The 13,314-nt window shown below is 65.5% G+C and carries 14 protein-coding genes and 1 pseudogene; 5 read left to right on the top strand and 10 right to left on the bottom strand.

Annotated features, from left to right (window positions below; all coding sequences use genetic code 11):
* Positions 1-189: 189 nt before the first annotated feature.
* The 7 genes from CY652_RS19240 to recA all read right to left on the bottom strand — a co-directional run bounded on the left by CY652_RS19240 (position 190) and on the right by recA (position 6,549).
* A complete protein-coding gene (locus tag CY652_RS19240) occupies positions 190-807 on the bottom strand; it encodes a pilin (RefSeq protein WP_374703678.1) in 618 nt (205 codons plus the stop codon).
* Positions 808-930: 123 nt separating this feature from the next.
* The gene (locus tag CY652_RS19235; protein WP_102132311.1) at positions 931-1,653 is read right to left on the bottom strand and encodes a TerC family protein; all 723 of its coding nucleotides are present in this window, start codon (positions 1,651-1,653) and stop codon (positions 931-933) included.
* A gap of 190 nt (positions 1,654-1,843) precedes the next feature.
* Positions 1,844-2,725: a succinate--CoA ligase subunit alpha gene (sucD, locus tag CY652_RS19230; RefSeq protein ID WP_102132310.1), complete on the bottom strand. Its 882-nt coding sequence runs from the start codon at positions 2,723-2,725 to the stop codon at positions 1,844-1,846.
* 109 nt (positions 2,726-2,834) lie between these two features.
* The gene (gene sucC / locus CY652_RS19225) at positions 2,835-4,004 is read right to left on the bottom strand and encodes an ADP-forming succinate--CoA ligase subunit beta (RefSeq protein ID WP_102132309.1); all 1,170 of its coding nucleotides are present in this window, start codon (positions 4,002-4,004) and stop codon (positions 2,835-2,837) included.
* Complete coding sequence (locus CY652_RS19220; RefSeq protein WP_102132308.1) at positions 3,979-4,752, bottom strand: DUF2889 domain-containing protein; 774 nt, start codon at positions 4,750-4,752, stop codon at positions 3,979-3,981. Before CY652_RS19220 ends, sucC begins: the two co-directional genes overlap by 26 nt.
* A gap of 128 nt (positions 4,753-4,880) precedes the next feature.
* Positions 4,881-5,504 (bottom strand): recombination regulator RecX, encoded by a 624-nt coding sequence (gene recX, locus CY652_RS19215; protein WP_102132307.1) that lies wholly within the window; start codon positions 5,502-5,504, stop codon positions 4,881-4,883.
* Positions 5,464-6,549 (bottom strand): recombinase RecA, encoded by a 1,086-nt coding sequence (gene recA / locus CY652_RS19210; RefSeq protein WP_102132306.1) that lies wholly within the window; start codon positions 6,547-6,549, stop codon positions 5,464-5,466. The genes recX and recA overlap by 41 nt, the downstream gene beginning before the upstream one ends.
* Before the next feature lie 295 nt (positions 6,550-6,844).
* On the opposite strand from recA, the gene CY652_RS19205 reads away from it, so the two are divergent.
* The 3 genes and pseudogenes from CY652_RS19205 to CY652_RS19195 form a co-directional block, all read left to right on the top strand.
* Positions 6,845-7,660 carry a response regulator transcription factor gene (locus tag CY652_RS19205; protein ID WP_102132305.1) on the top strand — a complete coding sequence of 272 codons (816 nt, stop codon included), beginning with the start codon at positions 6,845-6,847 and terminating at the stop codon, positions 7,658-7,660.
* Positions 7,661-7,673: 13 nt separating this feature from the next.
* On the top strand, positions 7,674-9,227 hold the full coding sequence (locus CY652_RS19200) for a sensor histidine kinase (protein ID WP_102132304.1): 1,554 nt from the start codon (positions 7,674-7,676) through the stop codon (positions 9,225-9,227).
* 144 nt (positions 9,228-9,371) lie between these two features.
* Positions 9,372-10,408: pseudogene (locus tag CY652_RS19195) on the top strand (MFS transporter); the annotation flags it as partial.
* Positions 10,409-10,750: 342 nt separating this feature from the next.
* Here CY652_RS19195 and CY652_RS19190 read toward each other — a convergent pair.
* The 3 genes from CY652_RS19190 to CY652_RS19180 all read right to left on the bottom strand — a co-directional run bounded on the left by CY652_RS19190 (position 10,751) and on the right by CY652_RS19180 (position 12,568).
* Positions 10,751-11,116: a hypothetical protein gene (locus CY652_RS19190; RefSeq protein WP_258002373.1), complete on the bottom strand. Its 366-nt coding sequence runs from the start codon at positions 11,114-11,116 to the stop codon at positions 10,751-10,753.
* 8 nt (positions 11,117-11,124) lie between these two features.
* Positions 11,125-12,132, bottom strand: coding sequence for a hypothetical protein (locus CY652_RS19185; protein ID WP_146010153.1), 1,008 nt, complete (start codon positions 12,130-12,132; stop codon positions 11,125-11,127).
* 112 nt (positions 12,133-12,244) lie between these two features.
* The gene (locus tag CY652_RS19180) at positions 12,245-12,568 is read right to left on the bottom strand and encodes a recombinase family protein (protein WP_441300186.1); all 324 of its coding nucleotides are present in this window, start codon (positions 12,566-12,568) and stop codon (positions 12,245-12,247) included.
* Positions 12,569-12,645: 77 nt separating this feature from the next.
* Here CY652_RS19180 and CY652_RS19175 point away from each other — a divergent pair, with 77 nt between their 5' ends.
* Both CY652_RS19175 and CY652_RS24680 read left to right on the top strand, forming a co-directional pair.
* The gene (locus CY652_RS19175; RefSeq protein WP_258002372.1) at positions 12,646-12,921 is read left to right on the top strand and encodes a recombinase family protein; all 276 of its coding nucleotides are present in this window, start codon (positions 12,646-12,648) and stop codon (positions 12,919-12,921) included.
* A gap of 51 nt (positions 12,922-12,972) precedes the next feature.
* Positions 12,973-13,260, top strand: a complete 288-nt coding sequence (locus CY652_RS24680) for a helix-turn-helix domain-containing protein (protein WP_219723783.1) — start codon at positions 12,973-12,975, stop codon at positions 13,258-13,260.
* Positions 13,261-13,314 lie beyond the last annotated feature (54 nt).

Raw genomic sequence — 13,314 nt, 5'->3', positions numbered from 1 at the left:
GTAACCGGGGGCGACAGCAATCGGCGCACTATACAAAACTTTTCCCGCTCTGTGCGGACGAGGAGCGGAAAGAGTGGCCTTGCAGGCCGCCGTTTCAGCCGGCCGGATTCGATCCGGACGACGTATCGGCAGGGGCCGACCGTGCCCGACGGCGCGACCCCGCGCTGCGTCATGCCGGCGTCGTTACGCTCACGCGCGGCATTCGGGCGGGGCGAGATTCGACGGCAGCGTCGGCGTTTCCGAAGGCGCGGGTCCCGCGCCCGGCGCGCCCAGCGACGAAGCGGACTTGCCGCCCACGAAGCATTCCCACGTGACTGAGCCGCCCTGCACGCTGCCTTTCTCGAGCGGAACGCGAGCCGTCGGCGCGTCGGTGTTGTCGGGCACCGAGGGCACGAGCACGAGCGTGTTGTTGCCCGCCGGCGCCACGCGCGGCGTGAACGCGACGGTAATCTGCCCGGTGTCGTCGTCGACGCTCACCGACTCCACGTTGCGTGTCGCCGTCGGCGCAGAAAATCCCGCGGAAAACGCGGTGCCGCTCGACGCGTTTTCCGCGACGGCGATTCGGGCCGACGACGCGAGCGACAGCCCTTCGCCGACGCGGCTGCGCGCCAGATAGTCCTGATAGGCGGGAATCGCGTAGGCGGCGATCACGCCGATGATCGCGAGCACGATCATCAATTCGATCAGCGTGAAGCCGTACGACGGCCAGCGGCGGTCGACGAGGCTCGCCACGGGACGTCCGCCCGCGCGGGCGCACCTCGCCGCCGCTTGCGGCGCGTCGAAACGAAGGGAAAAGGCGGTGACGATCATGCTCGGGCTCCCGAAACGAAAAACGCCTGTCCGGATCCGTGGACAGGCGTTCCGATCGTAGCCGGCACATCGCTTCGCCGACACTCGGCCGGATGGTTCCGCGCACCGCCCGGGCCGAGGCTAATGCGGCTCCGCGGTGCTTCCGGCCGCGCCGCGCGCGCGGCGGCGCTTCAACCCGTATCCGGCCGCGACGACGAAAATCGCGCCGGCGGCACTCGCTCCGTAGACGGCGACGGGCGTGTCGAGCAGCGGCCAGCGATCGCCGGCCGGATCGTTGACGATCAGCCCGCCCGCGATCCAGCCGAGGAGCGCCGCGCCGAACGTCACGACGATAGGGAAACGGTCGAGCAGCTTCAGCACGAACTGGCTGCCCCAGACGATGAGCGGAATGCTCGCCGTCAGGCCGAAGATCACGAGCGCGATGCGGTGCTGCGTGTCCGCCGCCTCGGCGGCGCCCGCGATGGCCACCACGTTGTCGAGGCTCATCACCGCGTCCGCGACGATGATGGTCCTGATCGCACCGGCCAGACGATCGGCCGACTTGACGCCCGCGTGCCCGGACTCGGCCGGCGCGAGCAGCCGCACGCCGATCCAGAGCAGCAGCAGGCCGCCCGCGAACTTCAGCAGCGGCACGTTGAGCAGCACGACCGCGCAACCGACCAGCAGCACGCGCAGCGCGATCGCGCCGACGGTCCCCCACAGCACGCCGGCGAAGCGCTGGCGTTCGGGCAGACCGCGACAGGCGAGCGCGATGACGACGGCGTTGTCGCCGCCAAGCAGAATGTCGATCACGACGATCTGGAACACGGCGCTCCAGTTGAGCGTGGCAAAAAAACCGGACATGGAGAACGGGCACGAACCCAGGGCGCGAATTCAGGCGCGAGCCCCGGCAAAAACCGGCGCGGCGGCCAATAAAAAAGGCGGGGGAGCATGGCCCGCTCCCTCGCCTCGAACCGGAATCCCATCGAAAGGATTCCGAAAGCATAACAAAAAAGCGGCCGGCCCGGCGAACCGGGGCCGGCCGTCTTTCGATTTACAGCACCGACTTCAGCAGGCGACCCATCTCCGACGGATTCTTGGTGACCTTGATGCCGCAGGCGTCCATGATTTCCAGCTTCGCTTCGGCCGTGTCCGCACCGCCCGAGATCAGCGCGCCGGCGTGGCCCATGCGCTTGCCCGGAGGCGCCGTGACGCCCGCGATGAAGCCGACCACGGGCTTCTTCATGTTGTCCTTGATCCAGTAAGCGGCGTTCGCCTCGTCCGGACCGCCGATCTCGCCGATCATGATGACGGCGTCCGTATCCGGATCGTCGTTGAACATCTTCATCACGTCGATGTGCTTCAGGCCGTTGATCGGATCGCCACCGATGCCGACCGCCGACGACTGGCCGAGGCCGAGCGCCGTCAGTTGACCCACGGCTTCATAGGTCAGCGTGCCCGAACGCGACACGACGCCGATGCGGCCCTTCTTGTGAATGTGGCCCGGCATGATGCCGATCTTCAGCTCGTCCGGCGTGATCGTGCCGGGGCAGTTCGGTCCGAGCAGCAGCGTCTTGCGGTTTTCGCGGCGCATGCGGTCCTTCACCTCGATCATGTCGCGAACCGGAATACCTTCCGTGATGCAGATCGCGAGATCGAGATCGGCCTCGACGGCTTCCCAGATCGCGGCGGCGGCGCCCGCCGGCGGCACGTAGATGACCGACACGGTCGCGCCCGTGGCTTGCTTCGCTTCGCGCACGTTCGCGTAGATCGGAATGCCCTCGAAGTCCTCGCCGGCCTTCTTCGGGTTCACGCCCGCGACGAACGCTTCGCGGCCGTTCGCGTAATCACGGCAGGCGCGCGTATGGAACTGCCCGGTCTTGCCGGTGATGCCCTGCGTGATGACCTTGGTGTCTTTGTTGATCAGAATCGACATGTATTGACCTCTGTTCGTTTGGCTTCGCGCGATCCGCCGCGTCGCCGCGGGATCGCCGCGACGCAGGCGGCCTCGCGCGCCGCCATTCGTATCCGGTGATAAGCGTGTCTTACTTCTTGCCTTCGGCGGCCGCGACGACCTTCTGCGCGGCTTCTTCCATGCTGTCCGCCGAGATGATCGGCAGACCGGAATCGGCCAGCATCTTCTTGCCGAGGTCTTCGTTCGTGCCCTTCATGCGCACGACGAGCGGCACCTTCAGGTCGACGGCCTTCGACGCCGCGATCACGCCTTCGGCGATCACGTCGCAGCGCATGATGCCGCCGAAGATGTTGACGAGAATCGCCTTCAGGCCCGGATTCTTCAGCATCAGCTTGAAGGCTTCGGTCACCTTCTCGGTCGTCGCGCCGCCGCCGACGTCGAGGAAATTGGCCGGCTCGCCGCCGAACAGCTTGATCGTGTCCATCGTCGCCATCGCGAGACCCGCGCCGTTCACGAGGCAGCCGATGTTGCCGTCGAGCGAGATGTAGGCGAGGTCGAACTTCGATGCCTCGATTTCGGCCGGATCTTCTTCGTCGAGGTCACGGTACGCGACGATTTCCGGATGACGGAACAGCGCGTTCGAGTCGAAGTTGAACTTCGCGTCGAGCGCGATCACCTTGCCGTCGCCGGTCAGGATCAGCGGGTTGATTTCGGCGAGCGACGCGTCGGTTTCCCAGAACGCCTTGTAGAGGCCCTGCAGGATCGAACGCGCTTGCGGGATCGAGGCGTCGGGTACGCCGATCTTCTTCGCGAGATCGTCGGCTTCGGCGTCCTGCAGACCCTTCGACGGCTCGACGAACACCTTGTGGATCGCCTCGGGCGTCTTGGAGGCGACTTCCTCGATCTCCATGCCGCCTTCCTTCGAGCCCATGACGACGATCTTCTGCGTCACGCGGTCGATCACGAGGCCGACGTACAGTTCCGTCTTGATGTCGGCGCCTTCCTCGACGAGCAGACGGTTCACCTTCTGGCCTTCCGGACCGGTCTGGTGCGTGACGAGCTGCATGCCGAGAATCTGGTTCGCGTACTCACGCACCTGATCCAGCGACTTCGCGACCTTCACGCCGCCGCCCTTGCCGCGGCCGCCCGCATGGATCTGGGCCTTGACGACCCACACCGGACCGCCCAGCTCCTCGGCGGCCTTGACCGCGTCGTCCACCGAGAACACCGGCTTGCCGCGCGGGACCGCGACTCCGAATTTCCGCAGGATTTCCTTACCCTGGTACTCGTGAATCTTCATGCGTGATTCCTTCAGTCTGAGAGGTGGATTGAACTTCGTTTCCGCTGTTCCGGTTCATGCGCGACAGGACGCCGGTCTCGCCGCCGGAGCGGGGGCCGTGATCCGTACGCACGCCGGCCTCGTCCGCGCCGCGCCCGGCCGGACGCGGCGCGTGAGCGTACCAGCGCGGATAAAACTGCCGCACCGCCTCGCCGTCGAACCGCAGCGCATGGCAGCGGCCGAGCTGAAAAGGCGGTGCTTCGCCGACGGAAGCGCGCCCGTCGGCCGGGTTGCCGGCTTGCGATTCCGGCTCGTCGCCCGGCGAGCCGGTGCGCGAATCCCACACTTCCCCGGCGAAGGCCTGGATGGCCACCGTCGGCAGCACTCCGCAGAGCTCGGTGAGGTGCGTGCACCCCACGGTGCCTCCGAGGAGCCGACTGGCTTCGCGGCGGAAGTTTTGCAGCAGATTGAGCCCGACGAGAGCCCGATAGGAGGAATTGGCTGCCTGACAGAGGCCCGCATACGGCGCCCAGTCGGACGACGCCTCGGCGTCGACGACGGTAAGCTTGCGATCGATCGTGATGCGAAGCCAGAGTTCATGGATCGGCAGACCGTTGGGCCGAAGACCGCCAGCCAGCGCGACGTCGCGCGGCTTATGGTCGGTCAGGCACGCCTCGATGTCCCACAGGCCGTCTTCGCGCTCGTAAGCAACCGCCCGGACCGCACGCTGATGACGCAACTGGCGGGATACGGGCGGGGAAAGCGGCATGCTAGAGGTAAGACCGGATTGGAAAACTTCACAATCTTAGCATAGAGGGTATTTAAGACAGCCCCGGAAGCACAGCCAGCAAGGCTCGGCGGGGCCAGATACAGAAGGAATTTGAAAGTTTCCCGCGCTCAGGCATCGCCCCATTCGTCGTCGAGGCCCCTGAGTATTTTTCCGATCGTGCCCATGGAAAAACCGCGCGCCGCCAGAAAACGGGCCTGTCGGGCCCGCTCCGCGGGGGACGTGGGAAGCTGCCCGTATTTCTTTCGCCAGACGGCTTGAGCCCGCGTCAGTTCGGTCTCGCGCAACTGGGAACCGACGGCCTCGATCAACGCGTCGCCGACCGCATGACGCCTCAGCTCGCTGACGATGCGGTTGACGCCCATTCGCGCGGCCCGCCGATGCACGACGCTTTCGGCAAACCTCGCGTCGGACAGCCAGCCTTCCCGCGTCAGCGCATCGAGCAGCGACTCGAGCGCGTCGGCGCTCTCGGCGTGCGGCATCAGCTTGCGCGACAGTTCCGCCCGGCTGTACTCGCGACGCGACAAATAATTGAGCGCCCGGGCCTTCAGCGAACGGCCGGGGCGCTGCGGTTCAGAGGACGAGGCGCGCGAAGACTGCCGGCCTCCGTCGCCGGTCTCGCCCTGCAATCCGCCGGCGTCATGCACGGCGGCGGCATCGGGCGAAACCGCATCCTTGCGGATCACGTGATGCTTACTCTTCTTCGTCCGCGATTTCCTCTTCGCCGCCGGCAGGCAAGGGCAAGCCGGCCGGCATGGCGATCACGCCCAGCGATTCGCGGATACGGTTTTCGATTTCGCGCGCGATGTCGGCGTTCTCGCGCAGGAACTCCCGCGCGTTGTCCTTGCCCTGACCGATGCGCTCGCCGTTATAGCTGTACCAGGCGCCGGCCTTGTCGACAATCTTCGCCTGCACGCCGAGGTCGACGATTTCGCCCTGGCGCGAAATGCCCTCGCCGTACAGGATGTCGAACACCGCTTCGCGGAACGGCGGCGACACCTTGTTCTTGACGACCTTCACGCGCGTTTCGTTGCCGATCACCTCGTCGTTCTTCTTGATCGAGCCGATCCGGCGAATGTCGAGCCGCACCGACGAATAGAACTTCAGCGCGTTGCCGCCCGTCGTGGTTTCCGGATTGCCGAACATCACGCCGATCTTCATGCGGATCTGGTTGATGAAGATGACGAGACAGTTCGTGCGCTTGATCGAGCCGGTCAGCTTGCGCAGCGCCTGCGACATTAGCCGCGCCTGTAGGCCCGGCAGCGAATCGCCCATCTCGCCTTCGATTTCGGCCTTCGGCACGAGCGCCGCGACCGAGTCGATGACGATCATGTCGATCGAACCCGAGCGCACCAGCGCGTCCGTAATTTCGAGCGCCTGCTCGCCGGTGTCGGGCTGCGAGATCAGCAGTTCCGGCACGTTGACGCCGAGCTTCGACGCGTACTGGACGTCGAGCGCGTGTTCCGCGTCGATGAACGCTGCGGTGCCGCCGAGCTTCTGCATTTCGGCGACCACCTGGAGCGTGAGCGTGGTCTTGCCCGAGGATTCCGGACCGTAGATTTCGACTACCCGACCGCGCGGCAGGCCGCCCACGCCGAGCGCGATGTCGAGCCCGAGCGAGCCCGTGGACACCACCTGGATGTTCTCGACGACCTCGCCGTCGCCGAGCCGCATGATCGACCCCTTGCCGAACTGCTTTTCGATCTGCGCGAGCGCGGCGGCCAGTGCCTTGCCCTTCTCGGCAGTCAGTCCAGCCGGGCCTTTCTTGCTATCTTCCATGAATCGTCCTTTGCTATGATGAACGGCGTCCGAGGCGGGTGCGCGGCCGCTGCTGGTCCACTTCGTCAGCCCACTATATCCGCCCACTACTCCGGGCACTTTCCGTGGAACGGCGCAGTTCGCGCGCGCAACCCGGATACTGTATAAAAAAACAGTGGTTTTAGCAAGCCCCGTTGGGCTCGTTCGGCCATCATCCGGCCGACCGGCGAAGCCCGCTGCCATAACCACCACCTTATGGAGACCGCCGCGCGCCGCCCGCCAGCCGGCGCCGGTCCAGGCGAGACTGGGCGCACCCATGCGAATTCTCATTGCCGAAGACGACAGCATACTCGCGGACGGCCTCGTCCGATCACTCCGCCAGTCGGCCTACGCCGTCGATCACGTGAAGAACGGCGCCGAAGCCGACGCCGCGCTGTCGCTCGAAACCTTCGACCTGCTCATCCTCGACCTCGGCCTGCCGCGCCTGTCCGGCCTCGAGGTGCTGCGCCGGCTGCGCGCGCGCAACTCGAACCTGCCCGTGCTGATCCTGAGCGCGGCCGACAGCGTCGACGAGCGCGTCAAGGGGCTCGACCTCGGCGCGGACGACTACATGGCCAAACCGTTCGCGCTAAACGAGCTGGAGGCGCGCGTGCGCGCGCTGACGCGCCGCGGCGCGGGCGGCGGCCCGACGGTCGTGCGTCACGGCCCCCTGTCGTTCGACCAGGTGGGGCGCGTTGCGCGCATCCACGACCAGGCGCTTGACCTCTCGGCCCGCGAGCTGGGCCTGCTCGAAGTGCTGCTGCAGCGACTCGGCCGGCTGGTCTCGAAGGAGCAACTGGTCGACCATCTGTGCGCGTGGGGCGAGGAAGTCAGCAACAACGCGATCGAGGTCTACGTGCACCGGCTCAGAAAGAAGCTCGAGGCCGGCGGCGTGCGGATCGTGACGGTGCGCGGGATCGGCTACTGCATCGAACGCGAGGCGCCGACCGTCGGCGCGCCGACACTCAACCCGATGCCCGACCCGGCACCCGACCTGACGTCCGGCCGGACACCCAACCCGGCGACCGGCCGGACGCCGACCCGGACGCCGGAAGCCTCGTCCGCGCTGCCGGCCGGCCACGACTGCAAATAAGGGAGTCCGACTAATGACGACCGGGCCCGTCCACGCCGCGCACGCTCCGCCGCCGGCCGACGCGCTCGACGACGCGGCGCGCGACGCGCGCTACGCGAACCCGTTCGCGCCGCCCGACGAGACCGAGGCTGCGGCGCAAGGCCGGCCGCGTTCGCTCTTCGGCGAAATTCTCGACTGGATGCTGGCCCCGCTGCTGCTGCTCTGGCCGATGAGCATCGCCGTCACCTGGCTCGTCGCGAAGTCGATCGCCAACGGCCCGTTCGACCAGACGCTGGAAACCGACGCCTACGTACTCGCCCGGCAGATCCAGCCGGTCAACGGCGTCGCGGAACTCGCGCTTCCCGAAGCGGCGCGCGACTTTCTGCGCGCCGACAACCTCGACAGCACGTACTTCCAGGTGCTCGGCGGCCGCGGCGAACTCGTCGGCGGCGACCGCGACATCCCGCTGCCGCGCGACGAGGACCGACCGCAACCGGGCGTCGTCGAGTTTCGCGACGACACGCTGCACGGCATCGACATCCGCGTCGCCTACACGACGGTCGAGCTGGCGCACATACCTGGCGCGCAGCCCGCCCTCGTCCAGGTGGCCGAAACGCTCGACCGGCGCCGCGCGCTCGCGAACGACATCATCAAGGGCGTGATCCTGCCGCAATTCGTCATCCTGCCGCTCGCGATCGTGCTCGTCTGGTTCGGCCTCTCGCGCGGGCTCGCGCCGCTCACCGCGCTGCAGTCGAACCTGCTGACGCGCCGTCCCGACGATCTCTCGCCGCTCGAGGCGCGCCGCGCGCCGCCCGAAATCGAGCCGCTCGTCACCTCGTTCAACGACCTGCTGACGCGTCTCGAACAGAACATGGAACTGCAGCGGCGCTTCATCGCCGACGCCGCGCACCAGATGAAGACGCCGCTCGCCGGCCTGCGCACCCAGGCCGAGCTGGCGCTGCGCCAGGACGCGCCGCCCGAGGTGCATCGCTCGCTCGAGCAGATCGCGACGAGCTCCGGACACGCCGCGCGCCTCATTACGCAATTGCTCGCGCTCGCGCGCGCCGAAAACCGGCTCTCGGGGCAGACCTTCGCGCCCCTCGATGCGACCGGGCTTGCCCGTCAGACGATACGGGACTGGGTGCCGGCCGCGCTCGCCAGACGCATGGACCTCGGCTACGAAGGCCCCGACGGCGACGACGACGCTGCGCATGCCTGGGTGAACGGCCACGCCGTCATGCTGCGCGAAATGCTCTCGAACCTGATCGACAACGCGATCCGCTACACGCCCGCCGGCGGACGCGTCACCGTGCGCGTGCGGCCCGAGCCCGCCGCGCGCGCCGTACATCTCGAAGTCGAGGACACCGGACCCGGCATTCCCGCCGCCGAACGCGAGCACGTGGTCGAGCGCTTCTACCGGATTCTCGGCCGCGAAGGCGACGGCAGCGGCCTCGGCCTCGCCATCGTGCGCGAGATCGTCTCGATGCACGGCGGCACGCTCGCCATCGACGACCACGTCTACGAGGAACATCCGCGCATGGCGGGCACGCTAGTCCGCGTGACGCTGCCCGCACGCGACGAAACGTGATGGTTCGCGAAGCGTTTCATGCGGATTTCCCCGCGTCGACCACCGGATTTTCTGCCACCAAAAACATCAGTACCCCATAAGTTTATGCCCCGATAATCGGCACGGGAGCGTTCTGCGCCGTACAAATCGATATGGGAGACGACCATGGCAACCCTTGGCGGACAGATCTCGCATTCGCCGATGACGGGCGAGGAAAAGCGGGATATTTTCGCGTCGTCGCTCGGCACCGTGTTCGAATGGTACGACTTCTATCTGGCCGGCACGCTGGCGGCCCTCATCGGCAAGAGCTTCTTTTCCGGCGTCAACCGCACGGCGGTCTTCATTTTCGCGCTGTCCGGCTTCGCCGTCCGGCCGGCTCGGCGACCTCGCCGGACGCAAGCACACGTTCCTCGTCACGATCGTCGTCATGGGGCTATCCACCTTCGTGGTCGGCTTCCTGCCCGGCTACGCGTCGATCGGCATCGCCTCGCCGGCGCTCTTCATCGCGATGCGGCTGCTGCAGGGGCTCGCGCTCGGCAGCGAATACGGCAGCGCCCCACCTTACCTCGCCGAACACGCGCCCATCGACCGGCGCGGCGTCTACACCTCGTGAATACAGACGACCGCCACGCTCGGCCTCTTTCTCTCGCTGCTCGTGATTCTCGGCGTGCGCACGTCCGTGGGCGAGGAAACGTCCCGCCGCCTGGGCGTGGCGTATTCCGTTCGTCGCGTCGATCCTGCTGCTCGCCATCTCGGTCTGGGTCCGGCTGCGGCTCGGCGAATCGCCCGTGTTCAAGCGCATCAAGACCGAAGGCAGGATTTCGAAGGCATCGCTCACCGAGGCGTTCGGCCAGTGGAAGCACCTGAAGATCGTGATTCTCGCGCTCGCCGGCCTGACGGCCGGCCAGGCCGTGGTATGGCACACCGGCCAGTTCCACGCGCTGTTCTTCCTCACGCAAACGCTGAAGGTGGACGGCGCGAGCGCGAACATCCTGATCGCGCTCGCGCTGCTGATCGGCGCGCCGTTCTTCCTCTTCTTCGGTTCGCTCTCCGACAAGATCGGCCGCAAGCCCATCATCATGACCGGCTGCCTGATGGCCGCGCTCGTGTACCTCCCGCCCTTCAAGGCGCTCACGCATTACGCGAATCCGGCGCTGGAAACGGCTACGCTGCGATCGGCGATGCTCATGGAGATGTTCCCGACGCGCATCCGCTACACGTAGCGACTTGCATTTGAAACCGGCCGTGCTTGCAATCGGCGCGGTTTCCTGCTCGAAATAACTACAACTGACGGAACCCGCGTGCCCGGATTAACTGCAACTGTGCTTGCATTCCATCACCGCATGCTCACATTATCTGCCACTGACGGCGCTCAGATCGGCCGTGGCAGATTGACCCAATCGGGCAGTCCGATATCGAGTCAAAGACCTCGTAGAGCAGTTCGACGCCAGGCAGGCCGAGATCAAGACGCTCTTCAGCAACTCGTCAATCTCGATAGCGCTGCCAAGCGATTCCATCATGGCGCGGATAGGGCGTTGCGTGACTCACGCAGATTCGATCCTGATTGAATCAAGCTCAACCGCGATTTCCGCCCCCAGGGTGGAGTACAGATAGACCAGACACGCCGCGCGTCGATCGGTTAGGCGCTCTCCTCTTGCCAGTACGGTTCGCGCCTGTGCGAAGCGTTCGTCGTCCGGCCGCAGCAGCCGTATCGAGTACACGATGTTCAGCAAGCCCCAGCTTTCGAGGCAAACGCAGGTCACGCCCTGGAAAGTGACGGTCGCACGCCTGTTGTCGAGATACAGGCCGAGCGTCAGCGTGCGCGGTTCGTGGTTCGGTCCAACGGCGACAGTGTCCAGATACCAATCGTGGAAGTGACCGAACTGTTCTAGTGATTCTGTAATCGTCATGAGTGGGTCTATGGAAGTATTGAAACCGGCCAGCCGTGATCTCGATTCGTGCCGTCCCAATTGTGCACGTGTGGGTTGGCGTTTCCGTGATGGGTTTCAAAGTCGATGTCCGTCATGGGCGTTCCATTCGGGCCATACTGACGCAACTGAGGCATCGTTCCAGGCATGCTCGATGCCCACGATCCGGGTACACCGTTGAAGGGCATGCCGACTAACTGTTCCTTGTCGCCGGCAAGCATAACGTCGCCAAGCTCGAACGGCTGCGCGTTACCCAGCGGCGTTGACGAGTCGTCCAGGAATGACATGGAGAGTCCATCGTCCGGGCAGTCGTTGCCACCTGGCATTGCACCAGCCACCGTCCCGGCAACCTCTCCGGCCACGCCGAGCCAGTCGAAGCCGCTGCCGGCGGCGTCGCTCGATGCGCCCCGCAAGGCGGCCAACTGCGTAGCCTGCGAGGCCGGATCGTACGGGCCGGATAGCACGGGCTCGCCGTTAAACGAGGTAGTGCCGGGCGGGAACAGATACGCTGAACGTGCCTGGCCACTGCCGCCGCCTGACGGCGACCAGCGCAACGGCGCCGGCGTGGGCTGAAACGTTTGGGCAGGCGTGCACCGATCACGATTGACGATCGGCACCAGCTTGCCGGCCGCGACGGCCTGCTTGAGCGCGCGCTCTATGCCGGCGTTGTCGGTCGGCAGGTTCCAGTGCGCTACGTCCAGAAACTGACTGAGGAACGAGGTGATCGCGTCGATATCCGTGTGGATCAATCGCCGGAAGTCGTAGTTGGGCCGGAAATAGAGGGCAAAGGCCCGCGCGTCGTCCTCACGCTGGCGCTTCCCGTCCACTTCCTCGTCGTCGCGGTCATCGAACACCGACCAGCTTCGCGAGTGCGGCCGGTTGCGGTCCCGCTCGCTTGACGAGCGGCGATCCCGATCGCGCGATGATTTCCACTGTCGCGCCTGCTCTTCGTACTCGCGGCGCAGTAGAAGCGTGCATTGCCACGTGCCGATGTTCAATGGCACGTACAGGCAGGCTGTTGTAGCTGGAATAGCCGAAGCTCATAGGCCTAAAACCTTACGTGATAGCGACGGGCCAGGCTATCGAGACCTCACGTCGCGAGATTGCATGTCAGCCTCGAATTCCGTCGCCGTTTGCATCCATCCAATAAACGATGCTTTCTCGCAAGCTGCGCAGGCCAACACCAGCGGCGTTGAGCCGCTCGACCAGATAAATAAGGTCTTTCAGTGATCGGCCAAGTCGATCGAGTCGCCATATCACAACAGTGTCGCCGTGACGTAACGTCGCAAGTAGCGCGGTCAGCCCGTTACGCTCTGCTTTCGCGCCGCTTGCGGTGTCCTCGAGCACGCGTTCACACCCGGCCTTCGCGAACGCATCGCGTTGCAGGTCGAGATGCTGGTCGTCGGTCGAAACCCGCGCATGGCCAATGAGCATACGAACTCTAAGTTATCCGATGAAAATCCAGTATAGTCGGACCGTCGAAAGATGAAGGCAGATTCCGAACGCCTTTTATGCGGCTCGGCAAGTCGTTCGGATCACGCTTCGCAGGCGTCCATCAAACCATCGATACCGCATCAATTGGTGGCCGCCTCGTGTTTCACCTGTTCGGTGCGCTCGCCGAGTTCGGGCGTAACCTGATCCGCGAGCGCATCCAGGCTGGTTTTTCGGCTGCGCGCGCTCGCGACCACAAGGGCGGGCGCAAGAAGCGACTCGATCCGGCGCGCGAACGCCTAGCCCTGCAGCTTTACCATGAGCGTCGCCATACCGTTGAAGAGTCTGCCGGTTGATGGGAATCGGCAAATCGACGCTCCACAACTATCTGACCCAGGCGGAGCGCAATGCCCTGCGGGCGGCGTAAGTCGATTCCGCCTGACTCGCTGACGCAGTTGCGGCAGCAGCTCGACCGCCTGCCGCACAAGAGTCCCGAACGGACTGCGCAGGTCGTGGCAGTTGCCGGGCTGTACGGCATCTCGACGACCAGCGTGTACCGCGCCTTGCGCCGGTTTCAGCAACCGCGCGCCGCGCATCGCGCTGACTACGGCAAGCCGCGTGTGCTCCCACAGACGGAGCTGGAGCGCTACTTCGAAACGATTGCTGAGATAAAACCACGGATCACTAATAAATAGTGACACCACCCATCAACCAGGCGCGCTATCGAACTGCTCGAAGACTACGGCGTT

Source organism: Burkholderia sp. WAC0059 (genome assembly GCF_002870125.1).
GTDB lineage: Bacteria > Pseudomonadota > Gammaproteobacteria > Burkholderiales > Burkholderiaceae > Paraburkholderia.
This window is presented reverse-complemented; position numbering and strand designations above follow the sequence as displayed.